The sequence below is a fragment of the Variovorax paradoxus genome, from assembly GCF_022009635.1.
Taxonomy (GTDB): Bacteria; Pseudomonadota; Gammaproteobacteria; order Burkholderiales; family Burkholderiaceae_C; genus Variovorax.
Window position 1 is genome coordinate 4,937,470 of record NZ_CP091716.1, and the last position, 17,406, is coordinate 4,954,875.

Annotated in this window: 18 protein-coding genes; 3 read left to right on the forward strand and 15 right to left on the reverse strand. The window is 67.7% G+C overall.

Translation table 11 applies throughout. From position 1 onward, the window contains the following. Nucleotides 1-26 precede the first annotated feature (26 nt). Genes L3V85_RS22785 through L3V85_RS22800 form a run of 4 tightly spaced genes read right to left on the reverse strand, consistent with a single transcriptional unit; the run spans nt 27 to nt 2,290 of the window. The gene (locus tag L3V85_RS22785; RefSeq protein ID WP_237674972.1) at nt 27-470 is read right to left on the reverse strand and encodes a gamma-glutamylcyclotransferase family protein; all 444 of its coding nucleotides are present in this window, start codon (nt 468-470) and stop codon (nt 27-29) included. Next, entirely contained in the window at nt 467-1,234 is a 768-nt protein-coding gene (locus tag L3V85_RS22790; RefSeq protein ID WP_237680628.1) for a tRNA-uridine aminocarboxypropyltransferase, read from the reverse strand. The genes L3V85_RS22785 and L3V85_RS22790 overlap by 4 nt, the downstream gene beginning before the upstream one ends. Before the next feature lie 5 nt (nt 1,235-1,239). After that, a complete protein-coding gene (locus L3V85_RS22795) occupies nt 1,240-1,929 on the reverse strand; it encodes a class I SAM-dependent methyltransferase (protein WP_237674973.1) in 690 nt (229 codons plus the stop codon). A 22-nt stretch (nt 1,930-1,951) separates the two neighbouring features. Then, nucleotides 1,952-2,290 carry a hypothetical protein gene (locus L3V85_RS22800; protein ID WP_237674974.1) on the reverse strand — a complete coding sequence of 113 codons (339 nt, stop codon included), beginning with the start codon at nt 2,288-2,290 and terminating at the stop codon, nt 1,952-1,954. A 369-nt stretch (nt 2,291-2,659) separates the two neighbouring features. On the opposite strand from L3V85_RS22800, the gene L3V85_RS22805 reads away from it, so the two are divergent. The 3 genes from L3V85_RS22805 to arr all read left to right on the forward strand — a co-directional run bounded on the left by L3V85_RS22805 (nt 2,660) and on the right by arr (nt 4,128). Beyond that, the gene (locus L3V85_RS22805; protein ID WP_237674975.1) at nt 2,660-3,163 is read left to right on the forward strand and encodes a GNAT family N-acetyltransferase; all 504 of its coding nucleotides are present in this window, start codon (nt 2,660-2,662) and stop codon (nt 3,161-3,163) included. 83 nt (nt 3,164-3,246) lie between these two features. Next, entirely contained in the window at nt 3,247-3,639 is a 393-nt protein-coding gene (locus L3V85_RS22810) for a YkvA family protein (protein ID WP_237674976.1), read from the forward strand. A gap of 93 nt (nt 3,640-3,732) precedes the next feature. After that, nucleotides 3,733-4,128: an NAD(+)--rifampin ADP-ribosyltransferase gene (arr, locus tag L3V85_RS22815; protein WP_237674977.1), complete on the forward strand. Its 396-nt coding sequence runs from the start codon at nt 3,733-3,735 to the stop codon at nt 4,126-4,128. A 2-nt stretch (nt 4,129-4,130) separates the two neighbouring features. On the opposite strand, the gene L3V85_RS22820 is transcribed toward arr, so the two are convergent. The 11 genes from L3V85_RS22820 to pcaB all read right to left on the reverse strand — a co-directional run bounded on the left by L3V85_RS22820 (nt 4,131) and on the right by pcaB (nt 17,403). Then, nucleotides 4,131-5,849, reverse strand: a complete 1,719-nt coding sequence (locus L3V85_RS22820) for a tannase/feruloyl esterase family alpha/beta hydrolase (protein WP_237674978.1) — start codon at nt 5,847-5,849, stop codon at nt 4,131-4,133. A gap of 183 nt (nt 5,850-6,032) precedes the next feature. After that, nucleotides 6,033-7,244: a DUF1501 domain-containing protein gene (locus L3V85_RS22825; protein WP_237674979.1), complete on the reverse strand. Its 1,212-nt coding sequence runs from the start codon at nt 7,242-7,244 to the stop codon at nt 6,033-6,035. 140 nt (nt 7,245-7,384) lie between these two features. Then, nucleotides 7,385-8,950: a DUF1800 domain-containing protein gene (locus tag L3V85_RS22830; protein WP_237680629.1), complete on the reverse strand. Its 1,566-nt coding sequence runs from the start codon at nt 8,948-8,950 to the stop codon at nt 7,385-7,387. 32 nt (nt 8,951-8,982) lie between these two features. Then, nucleotides 8,983-9,462, reverse strand: coding sequence for a hypothetical protein (locus L3V85_RS22835; RefSeq protein ID WP_237674980.1), 480 nt, complete (start codon nt 9,460-9,462; stop codon nt 8,983-8,985). A 122-nt stretch (nt 9,463-9,584) separates the two neighbouring features. Continuing rightward, nucleotides 9,585-10,271: a DsbA family oxidoreductase gene (locus tag L3V85_RS22840; RefSeq protein ID WP_237674981.1), complete on the reverse strand. Its 687-nt coding sequence runs from the start codon at nt 10,269-10,271 to the stop codon at nt 9,585-9,587. A gap of 52 nt (nt 10,272-10,323) precedes the next feature. After that, entirely contained in the window at nt 10,324-11,733 is a 1,410-nt protein-coding gene (locus L3V85_RS22845; protein WP_237674982.1) for an MFS transporter, read from the reverse strand. Between the two features lie 32 nt (nt 11,734-11,765). Then, on the reverse strand, nt 11,766-13,646 hold the full coding sequence (locus L3V85_RS22850; RefSeq protein WP_237674983.1) for a bifunctional sugar phosphate isomerase/epimerase/4-hydroxyphenylpyruvate dioxygenase family protein: 1,881 nt from the start codon (nt 13,644-13,646) through the stop codon (nt 11,766-11,768). 133 nt (nt 13,647-13,779) lie between these two features. After that, entirely contained in the window at nt 13,780-14,544 is a 765-nt protein-coding gene (locus L3V85_RS22855) for an alpha/beta fold hydrolase (RefSeq protein ID WP_237674984.1), read from the reverse strand. After that, entirely contained in the window at nt 14,541-15,761 is a 1,221-nt protein-coding gene (locus tag L3V85_RS22860; protein ID WP_237674985.1) for a multidrug effflux MFS transporter, read from the reverse strand. The genes L3V85_RS22855 and L3V85_RS22860 overlap by 4 nt, the downstream gene beginning before the upstream one ends. Next, nucleotides 15,758-16,192, reverse strand: a complete 435-nt coding sequence (locus L3V85_RS22865; protein WP_237674986.1) for a carboxymuconolactone decarboxylase family protein — start codon at nt 16,190-16,192, stop codon at nt 15,758-15,760. Before L3V85_RS22865 ends, L3V85_RS22860 begins: the two co-directional genes overlap by 4 nt. Then, nucleotides 16,189-17,403, reverse strand: a complete 1,215-nt coding sequence (gene pcaB / locus L3V85_RS22870) for a 3-carboxy-cis,cis-muconate cycloisomerase (protein WP_237674987.1) — start codon at nt 17,401-17,403, stop codon at nt 16,189-16,191. The genes L3V85_RS22865 and pcaB overlap by 4 nt, the downstream gene beginning before the upstream one ends. Between the last annotated feature and the right edge of the window lie 3 nt (nt 17,404-17,406).

Below are 17,406 nucleotides of genomic sequence, written 5' to 3' on the forward strand. Positions count from 1 at the left end.
CTTGATGTTTGGCAAGCAAGAGCGAATCAGCGGCGCTCCGCCGTTGCAGGTCGCGAACGATAGAGCCCGGCATGCTCCATCGTGTACTCCCCCAACGGCCCCGCCTTCACATCCGCCGCACGGAAGTGCTCCGGCGCCTTGACATACGCCTGCACCGAAAGCACCGAGCGCGATTCACCGTCGACCCTCTCGACCGCAATCGAAACGCGGCGATAGCCGTCAGCCTCGGTCACTCTTTCAAGCACGTCCATCGCATCCAGCGCCCCCTGGTCGACCTCGAAGACTTGCCCCGCCACGCGCTCGCCCTCTCCGGCCGAAAACACGAGCCACGGAGAAAAGCGCTCGCCGATCAGGTACAGCGGATATCGCTTCACCGTAGAGAACTCCCCCGCGACACGCTTGCCGCGATTGGTCGCGAAGTTGGGAAAGCCCTCTTTCAGGGTGCCGAAGACGAAGACAAGGTGGGTCATGAGAAAGAAACCGGGTGGGTCGTTTGCGGGCCGCGCGCTTCGCGCAGCTGCCGATGCGCGTCGCCATTCCATTCGATGGGCTGCTGGTTCTTCGCGCGCAGGTAGTGGTGGGTGAACACGGCGAGGTAGGCCTCCAGCGTCTGCTCCACGGCATGTTCGCCCGCCAGGCTCATGCACATGGCGGCCACTTCGCTGGTGCAGAAGTGATCTTCGCGGCCGGAGTTGCGCAGCTTGTATTGCGTGATCTGCTCCGGCTGCAGACTCAGCACCGGCAGCCGGTCGAGGTACGGGCTCCTGCGGAACATCTTTCGCGCCTCGGCCCAGGTGGCATCGAAGAGGATGAAGAGCGGGCGCTTGCCGCTGACGGCATAGGCTGGCTGCACCGCAGTCACCACGCGCTCCGGCGCGGCGTACTGGCCCGGGAACACCACGTAAGGCTGCCATTGCGGATCGGCCAGCAGGGCCAGCAGCGCGGGATCGACCGCGGTGCGCGACCAGCCGAAGGCGAAGGTGTCGGCCACCACGTCGGCGATCAGCCACCCGGTGTTGGTCGGCTTGAGGGGCTCGATGTCGGCCATCAGCAGGCACACACCCGCGCGCGTTGCCACCGTCGGGCGTAGGGCGCACATGCAGTGGCTGGGCCTCAGCCTGCAGCCCGCGCAGCGCTCGCTCTTGAAGCCGCCGTTCACAAGAAAAGGCTCGGTGCTTCGCGCCAGTCGCGCGGAGCGAAGAAGGGACACCGCGTGAGGCGGCAGGCTCGGCAGCTTCGTCACGCGTACGCGACCCAGCCCCTGAACGTGAAGCCCACGTAGAAGAGCCGCACATCGCTGAAGCCGGCTTCGCGCAGGATGGCTTCGTCCTGCGATGGCGAGAGGATCGTCAGTTCTTTCTCGACCTTCTCGCGCGTGGCCGCCGCCTGCCTCGGCTCGGAACCCGACGAGACGAGGAATGCCGCGTAGCGCTTCATCCACATGTCGCGCTCGCCCGCGCCGTCTTCCACGCTGAGGTGGGCAACGACGAAGGGCGCGCCCGGCTTCAGGCGGCGGTGGATTTCCTTTGCCGTGGGCAAGCGCTGCTCGGGCGGCACGAAGTGGAAAGTCAGCAGGCATGTGGCGCCGTCGAAAGGACCGTCCGGTGCGTCTTGAACATAGCCTTCATGCAGGGCCATGCGCGACATCAGCGGGCCCAGACGGCTCGCTGCGAGTTCGAGCATCGGGCCGCTGGGGTCGACGCCGTCGATCGTCCATTCCGGGTTGGCGAGCGCCAGGTCTTCCATCTCGAGGCCGCCGCCGGCGCCCACCACCAGCACCCGGCCTTGCGCGGGAACGCGCTCGCCGAGCAGGATTCGTGTCATGGGCAGGATGCCGCTGTAGCCGGGCACGTTCCGCTTCGGGCCTTCGGCGTATTTGGCGACCGCGCCGGAACTGTTGAATGCGCTGTGGGGTGTGCTGCTGGTCATCCGAAGATGATGGCACAGGCGCTCAGGCCGTCGTCAGCGCCTCGCACTGGCTTTCGATGCGGGCGTGAAGCAGGCTCAGCGACGCCGAAAGCAGCCGCTGCAGCGCGCCGCGCTGGCAGGCATCGAAAAGCGGAGCCGGGTCCGTGGCGGACAAGGCGGCGTCGCGGCGGTCTTCGTCCCAGGCGAGCAACTGGGCCAGCGTGCATGCGCCCTGGACCACGTCGCGCGCGTCGTTGAGGAATGCGGCCTGGGTCTGTTGGTGGGGGTCGAGTCTTTGGGACTCGATCCATTCGAAGGGCCTGAACTGGGCGGCGGGACGATGCGGCGCGCAAGGGCAACCAGTGTCTGAAGCAGAGGGCATGGGATTTCCAAGGATGTCGATTTGCAGAAACCGACGCCCTCGCTTCCAAACAAGGGCGGCAGCTCGAACGGGTTGGAAGACCGGGACATCCTTGCGGAAACCGGCAGGGCGCGAGCCCTCCCGTTCAAGCCGCCTAAAAAATAGGCGTAAACGAAAAAGCCGCAGACCATGTGCGGTGACTGCGGCTTTCGTCGCAGGATGTCAGCGGGCTTCCAAACCCGGCCCCGCTCATCACGGGGCGGGGGCAATGTACGCGGTCTTTGGAAAGCCAGTCAAGCCGAGGGGCGAAAAGCCGAGCTCTGCCGGTTGAAGGGCGCTTGTTCGGTCGGGCAAGATGTCGGCCCTCCTCAGATCTTGCCAACACCCCTCATGCGACAGCCTGTCTATCTTCGGCCTCCTGAGTCGTCCGACGAGCACGAGTTCTTGGCGTCGGTCAAGAAGAGCGCCGACCTCCACAGTCCTTGGACCTCGCCACCATCCACGCCTGAAAATTTTCGGGCTTACCTGGAAAAAATGTCCATGCCAGAAAACGCGGCATTCCTTGTTTGCCGGCGTGCCGACGATTGCCTTGTCGGGGTCTTCAACGTCACCAATATCGTCAGGGGCGCGTTCCAGAGCGGCTACCTCGGCTACTACGCCTTCGCCGGGCACGAGAGGCAAGGCCTGATGCGAAAGGGGTTGGAAGAGGTGGTTCGATGTGCGTTCCAAGACCTCGAGCTGCATCGGCTGGAGGCCAACATCCAACCAACCAACGTCGCCTCGATCGCGCTCGTGAAAGCCTGCGGCTTTCTGCGGGAAGGCTATTCACCTCGCTACTTGAAAATCAATGACCGTTGGTGCGATCACGAGCGATGGGCGATCCTCGCCGCATAGTCACCAGGACGGCAAAATTCGACCGCGAGGGGCCGTCACCAGCTTTCGCCGCTTGTACATGTGACCCTGTCATGCTTGCACCCATGAGAGTCAGCGACAAACTGAAGGCTTGGGCAAAGCGAATCAAACGCGACGGCGTGACGCTTTGGTTCGCGGGAAAAAATCCTCGTACGCCCTGGTACGCGAAGGCATTGGGTGTTTTTGTGGTGGCCTATGCGCTCAGCCCCATTGATTTGATTCCAGACTTCATCCCGGTGCTGGGCTACGTCGATGATGTTCTACTGCTTCCCGTCCTGATCTGGCTGGCGATCCGGTTGCTGCCGCCCGAGGTACTCGCGGAATGCCGCAGCCGGGCGGAAGAGTGGATGCAGGCGAACCGCTCCAAGCCAAGCAGCCGCGCTGGAGCACTCCTCGTCGTGATGCTCTGGCTGGGCTCCGGGGTCGCGGCTTGGCTCTGGTTCAAGCCGCATCTGTGAGGCGATGGCAGCGAAGCGGATGACGCTGTGCGCTGGCTGACACGGAGGCCTTAAACTCCGCGGCCCTTCCGTTGCGCAAAGGAGCAATCCTCGATGGTTTTCTTGCAACCCGGCCCTTACTTCCACGGCACGCGGGCAGACCTCCGGGTGGGCGACCTGCTCACCGCGGGCTTCTGCTCGAACTACGACGAGCGCGTCGTCATGAACCACATCTACTTCACCGCGTGGCCAAAGGGCGCGGGGCTGGCCGCTGAGATGGCGAAGGGCGACGGCCGTGGCCGCGTCTACATCGTCGAGCCTACCGGCGCCTTCGAGGACGACCCCAACGTCACCGACAAGAAGTTTCCGGGCAATCCCACGCGCTCTTACCGCAGCCGGGAGCCGCTGCGGATCGTCGGCGAACTGGAGACCTGGGAGCTCTTCGACGCGGAGTACATCCGGCAGCTCAAGGAACGCGTGCGCGTCGGCATGGGAGAAATCATCAACTGAACTCAGGGCGACGAGGCAACGCAGCGATAGCTTTCGGCCTTCGTCGTGTCGCCCGACACGTACGCCGGGTAGTTCGGGTAGCGGCACATGGGGCGCGTCGCGAGCGTGCCAAAGGGGGCCGTGGGCGAGTTGCGCACCTGCACGAGTGCATCGGCCGGCGCGCGGCCACCCGTCACCCAGCTGTCCAGCGTCGTGAGCAGATCGTGATTGGTGGGAATCTCGGCGCCTGTCGTGAGGCTTGCCGCCGTACCGTTGTGATTGGACGCGGGCGACACGTAGAGACGCACGAACTCGTCGACGACCGGCTGCGTCAGCTTGCCGACGACGCTCTGGTAGTACTGGATGCCCGCCATCGGGCTCTGCGCCCAGTCGCCCGCGTTCTCGCGGATGATGAGCTTGCCGCCCCGTGCGCGGAAGGCCGCAAGATCGGGGTTGGTCGCGTCCATCAGCGCCGACACCTCCTGGATGCGCGCCTGGAAGTTCCTCGCGTTCCATGTGCGGATGTCGAAGGCGGCATTCCTCGCGATCACGTAGCGGGCATAGCTGCTGCCGTAGATCACGCCGCGAGCGTCTGCCGCGGTCGGTGGCAGGTTGGGGGCCAGGCCCGTCGTCACCCAACGCCCCACGCCCTCACCCCCCAGCTGAATCTCGCCGCCATAGAGGCGGCCCGGATAGGTGGTGATGCCGTTGGCCAGCGGAAAGGGCATGACTGTCGGCTCGTACGAGGCCTTGAGCACGGCGAGCTGCGCGTCGGACAGGCAGGTGTCCCCCGTGTCGCGCCCCCCGGGGCAGCGCAGGCTCTGAAGGTTGATGCGAGACGGACAGGCGAGATAGTTGCTCACCACGCCGTCCGCGCTGTTGTCCAGCGCGTCGCACGCGGTGTTCACATGGTTGGCGAGCAAGCGCACCTTGTTGGCGTTGATCGCACCTCCGGAAAACTGCGGCAACTGGTAGTTGATGAAGCCATTGAAGAGCCCCGTCCAGTTGATCACCGGCACGACGGACACGATGCCGTCGAAATCCTGCGGGTAACGCTGCGCCATGACCAGGCCTTCGCGCCCGCCTTCGGAGCCGCCATAGAAGTACTGTTTGCGCGGCGAGCGCAGGTAGTACTGCCGCATCAACACGTGCGCGACGTCCTTGACCTTCTTGTACGACTGATGCGCGAAGTTCTGGAACATCTCGTCGTTCAACGCGAACCTGGCCGGATCGGTGGCGCCGTAAGTCGTGCCGTCGTGGCCGGAGTCGGTGCCAAAGGTCGCGAAACCCTGGGTGATCGGCTGCGCCTGGCCGGGCGCCGCATCGCGAAGTGGGGCGACGGCATCGACGACCGTGCCGTTGAAGCCCCCACCACCCACCATGACGGCTTTTTCGTTCCATGTGGTGGGCAGGTTGAGCTGGAAGCGTATCGGATCGGCTCCCGCCGAAAGGGGCGCGATCGAGCCCCGCACCCTGCAATATTCGGCAAAGGCTGGCGCGGTATTTACGGCAGGTACGACCACGGCCGACGAGACGGTTGCCACGCCGCTCGGCAGCCCGATCTGCCCCGGCGAAACGGTCTTGCCCACCATGCCGGCGCAAGCCTGGGCGAGCGAGGTCTTGTCCGGCACGGCCGAACCGGCGGCCCCGCCTCCGCCTGTCGCACATGCAGCGAGCAGCGTCGAAAAAGCGATGAGGCCGACGATGCCGATCCAGCGGCTTGGATGATTTGCTCTTGTCATGCGTGTCTCGGGTTCTGCTTCGTGGAGTACTGGCCGGCTCGGAAACCTCCACCCCAAAACTGCACTTTATTGCTTTATTTTGACTTCACCGGCCAGGCACATGAAGTACTTTGCCTGCGCATCACCGAGACTTGCTCGGGATAAACCCGCATCGCGCCGCAGCGGGCGCAAGCCACCTCCCGCTCAGACCAGCCGCAAATCCTTCGGCGCCACCCCGTCGAATACCTTCGCCAACTGCGCGGGCGACAGCCCGTACATCCGCTTGAACAAGCCGCCGAACACCGCCCGGTACTCGTTGAGCACCGGATAGTCCCGGTTCTGGAACAGCGTCGCCTGCGTCAGCGCCTGCTGCTCGCCCACCACGCGCCCGCCGGCCTGCGCCGACAGGCCGCCGCCGAGCACCCAGTACACGGTGCCATGCCCATGGTCCGTGCCGCGGTTGCCGTTCTCGCGAAAGGTTCGGCCGAATTCGCTGATGACGACGACCACGGTCTGACGCCATGCGTCGTCGCCCATCTCCTGGGCGAAGCCGGCCACGCCGCGGCCCAGCTCCTCGAAGCGGTTGGCCAGGTATCCAGTGGCTGCGCCCTGCCCCACGTGGGTGTCCCAGCCGCCGACATCGACGAAGCCCAGGTCGAAGCGGTCGCGCATCAGCAGCGCCATGCGGCGCGCGACCAGCTCGAAGCCCTTGGCGGTCATGGCGTTGCGGCTGGCGGCGTCCATCTCGGCCTGCACCGCGCGCATCACTTCGTCGCGCACCTGGAAGCCTTCGGCCACCGGCTGGGCCAGCGATGTGTTGCGGTACATGTTGGCGATGACCTGGCTCTGCCGCGCGTCGAGTGCCGAGCGTGCGTTGCCCGCGAGCGCCATGTTGGCGGCCTTGGCGTTGCCGCGCAGCGAGATCGGCAGCTGGTCGGTGAAGGCGATGGGCGACACATCGGTGACGGGCCCGGCGCCGAGCACGCCGGCCAGCCGGTTGAGAAAGCCCGAGCGGTAGTCGCGGCGCTTGTCGAGTGCCTGGCCGAGTTCGATGGAGTCTTGCGTCTCGAAGTGGCTGCGCGTGAGGTCGTCGGTGCCGGCGAAGGCGATGAAGGAGGCCTGCTTCTGCTGGAACATCGGCATCACGCTCTGCGCGAGCGCGGGGTGCAGGCCCCAGTTGCCGTCGAGCGGCAGCGCGCCGTTGGGCGTGCCGGGGCGCGGGATGGCGATGTTGGGGCGCGAGGCGTAGTAGAAGTCGCTGCTCGTGGGCACCAGCAGGTTGCTGCAGTCGTAAGCGCCGCGCAGGAACACGACGAGCAGCTTGGCGCCTTCGGCAGCGGGCGCGGCCATGAGCTGGCCTGCGGCGCCGAAGGCGGGCGCGGCGGCGATGAGCTTCAGGAGTTCTCGACGTTGCATGACGGTGTCCTTTCTTGTGCCTTGCTCCTTCCCCCTCTGGGGGAAGGTTGGGATGGGGGCAGGCAGGGCGCCCGATGGATGCGCCGCTTGCCCCCACCCCTGCCCTCCCCCAGCGGGGGAGGGAGAAATACCGAATACCTTCAGCGGCGCATCAGCTCCGGCGACGCCAGCAAGAAGGTGTTCCACTCCTGCGGATTCTTCGCCTGCGCCAGCGCCTCTCGCGTGTCCGCGCTCAGCCCGCCCTGCATTGCACGCACGGCGCGCGACTCGGCCAGTTGCGGGAACGCGGGCTTCTCCAGCGGCGCCTTGTCGTCCGCCCTGAACAGCACCGCGCCGTTCGCGCCGATGGCGCGCGCGATCTCGAAGCGGGTGTTCATCTGCCCGGCGCTCGCCCATGCCGCTTCGTTGAGCGGGTAGCCATCGGGCGTCTCGTGGCCGTACAGCGGCTCGCCCATGCGGTTGATCCAGTTGAGCATCGGGTTGACGTTCAGCGCCACGCGGTCGTCATACGCGAGCCGCACGCCGGCGATCACGTAGTGCACCGGGTCGCGGAACTTGCGGCCCAGCGACGCGGTGAACTCGGGCGACTCGAACAGCGCCTTCAGCGTGACGGCGATGTCGCCGCCGCTGCGCGTGAAGGCGGCGGCCACGCGGTCGACCAGTGCCTGCGGCGGATCGTCGGACACGAAGTACACGGCCAGCTTGCGCGAGATGAAGCGCGCGGTGGCCGGCGCGCGCGCCAGGCGGTCGAGCGCCTCGTCGGCTTCGGCCAGGCCGTGGCTTTGAATGGGCTGGCCCAGCAGCGTCTTCGGCCCGTAGTCATGCCGGTTCGGGTTGAACTCGAACAGGCCCTTGCGCACGTAGTCCGCGCGCACCGCGGGGCGGATGTTCGGCGGCGGCGCGTCGAGCGGCGCCGAGGTCACGCCCACGCCGGTGAGCACGCGCGCCAGCTCCTGCACGTCGCCCTGCGAATAGCCGCTGCCCACGCCCAGCGTGTGCAGTTCCATCAGCTCGCGCGCGTAGTTCTCGTTGATGCGGTTGGCGGCGTTCTGCGCGTTGTCCAGATAGCGCAGCATCGCGGGGTGATGCAGCGTGGCGCCGAGCAGGTCGCGGAACTTGCCGAGCGCATGCGGGCGGATGGCGTTCTCTTCGTAGTCGCCGACCATCGCGCGGATGTTGTCCTTGCGCAGGTTGACGTTGAAGTGGTTCATCCAGAACCAGGTCATCTGCTCCTGCAGCTGGTTCGGCGAATAAAGCGCGCGCAGCAAAAAGCGCGTCTGTGCCTCGCGCGCCAGCTGGTTGAGCTGCTGCTGGTAGGCCTGCTGCGCGGCCTTCTTCTGGTCTTCGTCGGGTATCGCGTCGGCGGCCTTGCGCTGCGCATCGAGCCCGAGCACGAGCTGGTCGAGTGGCGTGTGCGAGATGGCCATCGCGTCGATCTGCGCCTGCGCCGCGGGCGGCAGCGGCGCGGGGCGCGGGTTGAGCTGGTCGCGCATCCACAGCGCGAGGCCCCGCTGCGCAAGATGCGCGTCGCTGCTGGCGTTGGCGCCCCAGCTCACGCGTTCGAGCCAGCGCATGCGCGTGGCGTCATTGACTTGCGCCGAAGGCAGCGACAGCGACACCAGCGGCCGCTGGTTGCCCGGCGTGCTCGCGCAGGCCGCGAGCAGCGCCAGCACGCAGGCGCCGAGCGCCATCGATGCGCGGCGCATCGGCACGAACCCACCGGTGGCGGCCACCGGGCTCACTCCCTGCGCATGTCGTGGTGGCGCACGTCGCCGATGGCGTGCTGCGCGGCGTTGAGCGCCACGTCCACATGCGCCAGGCCGCGTTGCTGGAACGGACGCGAGCGCGGGTCGTCTTCTTCGCGCGCCACGTCGGAGCGCACCTTGCGCAGCAGGTCGATGGCCATGTGCAGGCGGCCTTCGCGCGGCAGCCATGCGTCGGTGGGCTCGCGCCATTCGACGGGCTTGCCGTCCAGCCATGCGGCGTGCTGCAGGTCGCCGATGGCGGCGTGGATCTCGTCGAGCACCACCATCTCGTCGCGCGAGACCTGGCCGTCTTCGGGTCGGCGGTGGTCGACCTGCCAGGCCGCGGTGCGCAGGTCGGACAGGGCATGGAGGTAGAAAGGATGCCTGCCGTATTCGTCGGCCAGTGCAGGCAGGGAGGCCGCTGCCACCAGCGTGAATGTGGCGAGTGCGGCGATTAGGCTTTTCTTCTTCATCTTCGGAGCTCCTGAGCGTGACAGTGATTGGAGACGTCTCCTCAACCACCGTGCCCTGCCCCGCGTTGACGCGCTTTACCCGTGCGACATCGCGCGAGGCCGGCGCCTAATCGCCAGCTAAGTCAGGCTGCGGACAGGCTCGCCGGCGCGGCGCCGGCAATCTGGCGCAAGGCGCGCTCGAACACTTCGACCGGCTGGCCGCCGGAGATCAGGTGCTGGTCGTTGATGATGATCGCGGGCACCGAGTGGATGCCGGCGTCGGTGTACATGCGCTCGCGTTCGCGGGTTTCCTGCGCGAACTCGTCGCTCGCCAGGATCTCGCGGGCGCGGGCCGCGTCAAGACCGGCTTCGGTGGCCGCGCGCACCAGCACGTCGGGGTCCGAGGGGTTCTGGCTGTCGGTGAAGTAGGCCTTCAGCAGCAGCTTCTTCAACGCCGCCTGCTTGGCCGGGCTTTCCAGCTCGGCCCAATGCAGCAGGCGGTGGGCATTGAAGGTGTTGTAGACGCGTGGACGGCCTTCGGCGCTGAATTCGAAGCCGACCGCCGCGCCGCGCTGGCGGATCATTTCGCGCGATTGCGCCTGCTGTTCGCGCGTGGAGCCGTACTTCTGGTTGAGGTGCTCGAAGGTGTCCTGGCCTTCGGGCGGCATCTGCGGATTCAGCTCGAAGGGCTGGAAGTGCAGTTCCGCCGTCACATCGGGCGCCACGTTCCTGAGCGCCGCCTCGAGCGAGCTCAGGCCAACGGCGCACCAGGGGCAGGACACATCGGAGACGAAGTCGATCTTGAGGTGGGAGGAAGAAGAAAGGGTCATGGCGCCATTCTTCACGGCGCCACAACCCTTGGCAGGCGAAAGGTCTTCAGCCTCAGGCGGCAGCCTTGGCCAGGCGCGCGTCCTGCAGCGTCTGTTCGCGCAGGCGGTCGTATTCCTGCTTGTCGACCGGCACCGCGTCGGGCTTGCCCAGGTCGTTCATGCGGATGCGGTAGGTTTCACGTGCGCTCAGTGCCGCCAGGGCCGCGAGCACGGTCACCGCGAAGGTGATGGCACCGACGGTGAACCACACGTTGGTCGAGCCTGGAGGCGCCACGGCGGCGAACAGCGCGGGCAGCAGCGCGGTGATGGTGGTGCCGATGTTCTGCGAGATGGCCATGGCCGACACGCGGTTGCGGGTGCGGAACAGCTCCGGATAGAAGCTCGGGAAGGTCGCGTTGTAGCCCTGGTACACGATGCCCCACATCAGCAGCGACATGGCGATGGCCAGCGGCACGTTGCGGATGCTGATGGCGTACAGGTACACGAACGACAGCAGCCCCGACAGCAGCGCACCGACGATGATCGGCGGGCGGCGGCCGATGCGGTCCGACAGGTTGCCCACGTAGGGAATCACCAGCACGGCCAGGATGTTGCCGAGCACGGGAATCCACAGGTACACGTCTTTCTGGAAGCCGATGCCGTAGGCGGCCTGCACGGCATAGGCCGCGCCGAACACCGTGGCCACCACCGGAATCACGTTCATCAGCGCCATGCACACCACGCGCAGCATGTCGGCCCAGCTGTCGGTGAAGGCCTGGATGATCGGCGCCTTGGCCACTTCGCCCTTCTTGTCGACTTCGGCGAAGGCCGGGGTCTCGTCGACTTCGCGGCGGATGATGTAGCCGGCCACGATCACCAGGAAGCTCAGCAGGAACGGAATGCGCCAGCCCCACGAGTTGAACGACTCTTCAGGCATGTAGTGCGCCAGCGGCAGGAACACGGCGGCCGCCAGGATCTGGCCGGCCTGCACGCCCTGCAGCGTGAAGCTCGCGAAGAAGCCGCGACGACCGAAGGGCGCGTGCTCCAGGATCATCGAGCTGGCGCCCGAGATCTCGCCCGCCACCGCGAAGCCCTGCACCAGGCGCAGCAGCACCAGCAGCACGGGAGCCAGCAGGCCGACCTGGTCGTAGGTCGGCAGCAGGCCGACGGCGACGGTGGAAAAGCCCATCAGGAACATGCACAGCACCAGCACCTGCTTGCGCCCGTGCGTGTCGCCCCAGTGGCCGAGCACGAAGGCGCCGATGGGGCGCGCGACGTAGCCCACGCCGTAGGTCGCGAGCGAGGCGATGATGGCCGTCTTCGGGTCGCCCTTGGGAAAGAAGATCTGCGGAAAGATCAACGCCGCGGCCGTGGCGTAGATGAAGAAGTCGTAGTACTCCAGCGCCGAGCCGATCCAGCCGCTCGCGGCGGCCTTCTTCGACTGGTGCCTGCCTTGCGGCTCATGGGCTGTGTTGGTTGCCATGTGTTGTCTCCAGTGTTGACGAAAAAACCAAATCAATCCTGCGCCTGGGAAGCCATGCGCGCCGGTGCGTTGAGGGCACCGTATGCGTCGTAGCTGCCCACGCGCTGTGCGACCTCGAAGAACAGTCCCCCCTCGAAACTCTCCGTGTAGATATGCAGGTAGTCGCCGGCCGGCGAGCGGTCGAACAGCACGCCCGCCTCGCGCATGCGCGCCAGCAGCTCGGGCGCCAGGTCGATGCGCGTCGCCAGGTCGTCGTAGTAGTTGTCCGAGATGGGCACGAAGCGCGTGCCGTTGGCGCGCAGCTTCGCGGCGGTGTCGAAGATGTCCGCGCAGCTCAGCGCGATGTGATGCACCGCGCCGCCGCCGGTCACGCTCAGCGTGCGGGCGGTGCGGGTGCGCTGGCTGAGCGACACGTTGAGCACCAGGCGCAGGCTGCGGTCGGCATTGGCGACGCCGCGGCTGCGGATGAGGCCGAAGGGGTCGGCCAGCTCCAGGCTCTCGCCGGGCTCCAGGCCGAGCACCGCGCGCGTGAAGAGCACCCAGGTATCCAGCTGGTCGACCGCCAGGCCCAGCGCCACATGGTCGATGCGCTGCAGGCCGGCATCGGATTCGTCGGCGCCGCCGTCTTCGAGGATGAAGTCGGCTTCGTACAGGCCGTTGGCGCCCAGCGCTTCCGGCACGAAATGAATGAGGTTGCCGCCGGGCGCGACCACGGCCGGCACGCGCAGCTCGTTCGGCCCGACCGGACTGTCGTGCCGCTGCGAGCGCATGGCGGTGGCGCGGCCCACGGCGGCGAGCGGGTCGGCGCAGCGCACGCCCAGCGCGCAGACAGAGGTGCCATGCGCGTCGAAGCGGCTGCGCGCGAAGGAATCGGGCTGGGCGTTGACGATCAGGTTGACCTCGCCCTGGCGGTACAGCGTGACGGCCTTGGAGCGGTGCTTGCCCACGCGCCTAAAGCCCAGTTGCTTCACCAGCGCGGCCAGCGTGAGGGCCGAGGCCTCGTCGGCCGCGAACTCGATGAACGACAGGCCCGACAGCGCGGGCGCCGGCGGCGGGTTGAACAGCTCCACGCGCTGCGGCTGCACGGGCGCGTCGGCCATGCGCTGGCGCGCTTCGCTCTCGAGGTAGAGCAGCGAGCGCATCGCGTCCACCGCGGTGCGGCGGTTCGGCGTCTCGCGGAAGATGTCGTTGAAGATCTCGAGCGACAGCGGTCCGGTGTAGCCCGCGCGCAGCACCTGCGTGAAGAAGCCGACCACGTCGAAGTCGCCCTGCCCCGGGAACGAGCGGTGGTGGCGCGCCCACTGGAGCACGTCCATCGACAGCAGCGGCGCGTCGGCCATCTGCAGGAAGAAGATCTTGTCGCCTGGAATGTCGGCGATGCCGGCCGGATCGTCCTTCAGCGACAGCGTGTGGAAGCTGTCGAGGATCAGGCCCAGATGCGGGTGATTTGCGCGCCGCACGATGTCCCAGGCCTGCCCGTACAGCGATGTATGGCGGCCCCAGGCCAGCGCCTCGAAGCCCACGCGCAGGTTGCGGCGCGCGGCGCGCTCGGCCAGTTCGTGCAGTTGGGCGGCGGCCAGCGCCGGGTCGTTCACGGCCAGCGCAGAGGTGTTGGAGCAGCACAGCACCAGCGGCGCGCCCATGGCCTCCATCAGGTCGAACTTGCGCTCGGCGCGCTCCAGGCTGCGGCGGAACTGCGGCTCGGGCATGCCTTCGAAGTCGCGGAACGGCTGGTACAGGTCGATCGACAGGCCCAGGTCGGCGGTAATGCCGCGCAGCTCGGTGGCGGTGCCCTTGAAGTTGATGAAGTCGGCCTCGAACAGTTCGATGCCGTCGAAACCGGCGGCCGCGACGGCTTCGAGCTTCTGGCGAAGCGTGCCGCTGAGCGAGACGGTGGCGATGGAGCGATGCATGGGTGCGACTTTAGAAACACCCAGCCCCCGCCACAATCTATTCAGAGGCCTATTGATCGATCATCGATCACATGCGTCCATTATTCGCACGAAATACGGGATACACCTAGGCCGCCGGCGTCGCTTTGAGCCGTCAAAGACTGCGCCAGAAATCGATCAGCAGTTGTGCGAACTCCACCGGGCGCTCCACGGCGCTGACGTGCGCGGCGTCGATGGTGGCCAGCCGGGCGTTCGGAATCGCGCCGGCGATGGCCTGCGACATGGCCAGGGGCGTGGCTTCGTCGCGCAGGCCGCCGATGACCAGCGTGGGCACGGCGATGCGGTGGTTGCTCTCGCGGAAGTCGATGGCGGCCACGGCGTTGCAGCTCGCGATGTAGGCCTGCGGGTCTGTGCGCACCAGCACGTCGTGCAGCGCCTTGGCGGCGGCCGCGCCTTCGGAGGTGGTCACGAAGTCCGGCGTGAGCCAGCGCGACACCGCGCCGGGCGCGATGGCGGCCACGCCCTGGGCGTTGACCGTCTCGGCGCGCGCGCGCCACGGGGCCTGGTCGGGGTAGTGCGCGGACGAATTGGCGATCACCACCGTCTTGAGCAGCTCTGGGTGGCGCACGGCCAGCGCCTGCGCGGTCATGCCGCCCATCGACAGGCCGACGAAATGCACCGGCTCGCCGCCCGCTTCGCGCTGGATGAGCTCGGCCGCGTCCTGCGCGAGCGTCTCGATGCGCAAGGGGCCCGGCACCACTTCGGAGGCGCCGTGGTTGCGGTGGTCGTAGCGGATCACCGTGTGGGCGCGCGCCAGTTGCGCGGCCACGCCGTCCCACATGCTCAGGTCGCAGCCGAGCGCATGGCTGAGCACGACGATCGGACCGTCGCCTTCGCGAACGACATTCAAACGGGTCATGGTGTGGTTTCCTTTGTCGGATGTTGAAGACGTGGCAGCCAGAAAAACGCGATGGCCATCAGCGAGATGCCGGCCAGCAGCATCGGCACGACCATCGGCCAGGCGCCGTAGCTGTAGTCGGCGTCGACGAAGCGCGCGGCCAACTGCCCCACGCAGAACGCGACCATCATCATGCCGAAGCCCGACCACGACACGGCCCGGCCCGCGAGATGCGGCAAATCGCCCACCGCGCCGGCCTGGCCGCAGGGCTGGTGGATGCCGTGGCCGAGGCAGTACACCGCATGCCCGAAGAGCAGCGGCACCGCGCTGAGCGGCATCAACCAGCAGCCGAGGGCCTGGATCACGGCGCCGGTGATGCTGAGCGAGGCGCCGAGCCGCACGGTGCGCACCGGCCCATAGCGCCGCAGCAGCGTGCGGCACATGGTGGTGCTGAAGATGTAGACCAGCGAGCCGCCGGCCGGGATCCAGCCGTACCAGGCGGGCGACCAGCCGAGATAGCCGATGTAGACCATCGGCGACAGCAGCAGGAAGCAGAAGAGCCCGCCGTAGGTCGACGCGGCCACCGAAGCCCAGGCACGGAACGAGCGGCTCGCGAACACGGTGCGGGTGCTGCCGCGCGGGGCGGAGAGGCCGTCTTCGCCCATCGGCTTGCGCGTTTCCGCGAACGAGTACCAGCACATCGCGAACAGCACCGAGGCGTAGACCGCCATCGCCACCATCACCCAGCGCCAGCCCGCGCCCTGCACCAGCCATGCGCCCAGCAGCGGCGCCAGCAGCCCCACCACGCCCAGCCCGGTGAGGCCGCGCGCCATGACGTGCGGCCCTTCGTGCGCCGGGTACAGGTCGCGCACCGCGGCGCGCGAGCACACGAGGATGGCGGCCATCGAAAAGCCCTGCAGCGCGCGCCAGCCCGCGAGCAGCGCCACGCTGTCCGCGAACGCGCCGCCCAGCGCCGCGAGCACGTAGCAGCCCAGCCCCGCCAGCAGCACCGGCCGCCGGCCGAAGCGGTCGGCCAGCGGGCCGCACAGCAGTTGCGCGAAGCCGAAAGCCAGCACGAACAGCGTGAGGCTGGTGCTGGCGGAGCCGAGCTCCTTGGCGATGGCGGGCAGCGCCGGCAGGTAGCTGTCGGTGGCCACGGGCTGCGCCGCCAGCAGCAGCGGCAGCAGCAGCGCGAAACTGATGTCGAACCGGCCCTTGCGGGCGCCCGGCGCGCTCACTGCGCGGCGGACGCCGGCGTCGCGGGCAACAGGCCCTTCTCGCGCAGGATGCCGGTCGCGATGCCGAAGGCATGGTTGGCCACCGGCACGCCGCAGTAGATGGCGGCCATCATGATCACTTCCTTGATGTCTTCCGGCGTGAGGCGCGACTCGGGCGGGCCGTCGAGCGCGGCGCGCACGTGCATGGCGAATTCTTCGTAGGCGTGGATGCCCAGCATCATCGACAGCACCATGTAGCGGCGCGTCTTGTCGCCCAGCGCGGGGCGGCCCCAGATGTCGTTCCACGCATGGCGCGTGATCAGCTCCTGGAACTCGGCATTGAAGCCGTTGCGGTTGGCGAGCGACTTGTCGACCCAGGCGTCGCCGAGCACACGGCGGCGGTTGACGAGGCCGGCTTCGTAGTCGTTGACGGGCGTTTCAGGGGTGGTCATTGAGAGAGTTCCTTGTCTGCGTCGAGCCGGGCCTGCAGCGCCTTCACTTCGGCGAGGGCCGTCTGTCCGGCGTTGTGTGCGAGCGCGGGGTCGAACCATTCGTCGGCCGCGTCGCGCGGGAGTTCGGCGCGCAGCCGGTCGATGTTGGCGCGCATGCGCGCGGCATCGACCTGCAGGCCGGGCAGCGCGCCGGCCATGGCGCGCACGCTGCCGTGCGCCGACATCAGCAGCTGCGGCCACTCGGCCAGCTCCGCCTGCCAGGCGCCGAGCGCGCGTTCGTGCTGTTGCGGCATGGCGCCGAGCAAGGCGGCCACGCGTTGCGGCGCGCGGTGCGCGGCGGCGATGGCCACCATCGAGGCCACCGGGTTGCGCTTGTGCGGCATGGCCGACGAGCCGCCCCGGCCCGGCTCGCTGGGCTCGGAGACCTCGGCCACCTCGTACTGGCCGAGCAGCGCGATGTCGACCGCGATCTTGCCCAGGCTGCCGGTCACGAGCCCCAACTCGCAGCCCAGCGCCACCCATTCGTCGCGCTGCGTGTGCCACGTTGCGCCGGGGTCGCCCAGGCCCAGTTCCTTGGCCATGCGCTGGCGCACGGCGGCGCCCTGCCCCTTCATCTGCGCGAGCGTGCCGACGGCGCCGCCCAGTTGCAGCTGCAGCGCATGCTTCGCGGCCTCGCGCAGGCGCAGGCGGCTGCGCACCAGCGGCGCGGCCCAGCCGGCGCACTTGAAGCCGAAGCTGGTAACGGAAGCCGGCTGCATCAGCGTGCGGGCGAGCATGGGTGTTTCCGCATGCTGCGTGGCCAGGCGCAGCAGCGCGTCGGCGGCCTTGGCCAGGTCGGTCTCGATGAGCGCGACCGCCTCGCGCGTGACCAGCGCCATCGCGCTGTCGATCACGTCCTGGCTGGTGCTGCCGAAATGCACATACGGCGCGGCGTCGGCGTTGAAAAGGCTCACGGCCTCGCGCAGCGCCTTGACCAGCGGAATGGCAACGCTGCCCGCGCGGCCGCTCTCGCGCACGATCTTGGCAACGTCGAACAGCTCGACCTTGCAGCTGCTCACGATGGAATGCGCGGCGCTCTCGGGGATCAGCCCCTCGGCCGCCTGGGCACGCGCCAGCGCGGCCTCGAAGCGCAGCATCGCGTCGACGAACGCGCGGTCGCTGAAGGCGCCCAGCGTTTCGGATGTGGAAAGAAAACCCTCGAAGATACTCATGCG

Coding starts and splice junctions, on each gene's coding strand:
- L3V85_RS22785 (WP_237674972.1), bottom strand. CDS start 470: ATGACCCACCTTGTCTTCGTCTTCGGCACCCTGAAAGAGGGCTTTCCC.
- L3V85_RS22795 (WP_237674973.1), bottom strand. CDS start 1,929: ATGACCAGCAGCACACCCCACAGCGCATTCAACAGTTCCGGCGCGGTC.
- L3V85_RS22800 (WP_237674974.1), bottom strand. CDS start 2,290: ATGCCCTCTGCTTCAGACACTGGTTGCCCTTGCGCGCCGCATCGTCCC.
- L3V85_RS22805 (WP_237674975.1), top strand. CDS start 2,660: ATGCGACAGCCTGTCTATCTTCGGCCTCCTGAGTCGTCCGACGAGCAC.
- L3V85_RS22810 (WP_237674976.1), top strand. CDS start 3,247: ATGAGAGTCAGCGACAAACTGAAGGCTTGGGCAAAGCGAATCAAACGC.
- arr (WP_237674977.1), top strand. CDS start 3,733: ATGGTTTTCTTGCAACCCGGCCCTTACTTCCACGGCACGCGGGCAGAC.
- L3V85_RS22820 (WP_237674978.1), bottom strand. CDS start 5,849: ATGACAAGAGCAAATCATCCAAGCCGCTGGATCGGCATCGTCGGCCTC.
- L3V85_RS22825 (WP_237674979.1), bottom strand. CDS start 7,244: ATGCAACGTCGAGAACTCCTGAAGCTCATCGCCGCCGCGCCCGCCTTC.
- L3V85_RS22830 (WP_237680629.1), bottom strand. CDS start 8,950: ATGCGCCGCGCATCGATGGCGCTCGGCGCCTGCGTGCTGGCGCTGCTC.
- L3V85_RS22835 (WP_237674980.1), bottom strand. CDS start 9,462: ATGAAGAAGAAAAGCCTAATCGCCGCACTCGCCACATTCACGCTGGTG.
- L3V85_RS22840 (WP_237674981.1), bottom strand. CDS start 10,271: ATGACCCTTTCTTCTTCCTCCCACCTCAAGATCGACTTCGTCTCCGAT.
- L3V85_RS22845 (WP_237674982.1), bottom strand. CDS start 11,733: ATGGCAACCAACACAGCCCATGAGCCGCAAGGCAGGCACCAGTCGAAG.
- L3V85_RS22850 (WP_237674983.1), bottom strand. CDS start 13,646: ATGCATCGCTCCATCGCCACCGTCTCGCTCAGCGGCACGCTTCGCCAG.
- L3V85_RS22855 (WP_237674984.1), bottom strand. CDS start 14,544: ATGACCCGTTTGAATGTCGTTCGCGAAGGCGACGGTCCGATCGTCGTG.
- L3V85_RS22865 (WP_237674986.1), bottom strand. CDS start 16,192: ATGACCACCCCTGAAACGCCCGTCAACGACTACGAAGCCGGCCTCGTC.
- pcaB (WP_237674987.1), bottom strand. CDS start 17,403: ATGAGTATCTTCGAGGGTTTTCTTTCCACATCCGAAACGCTGGGCGCC.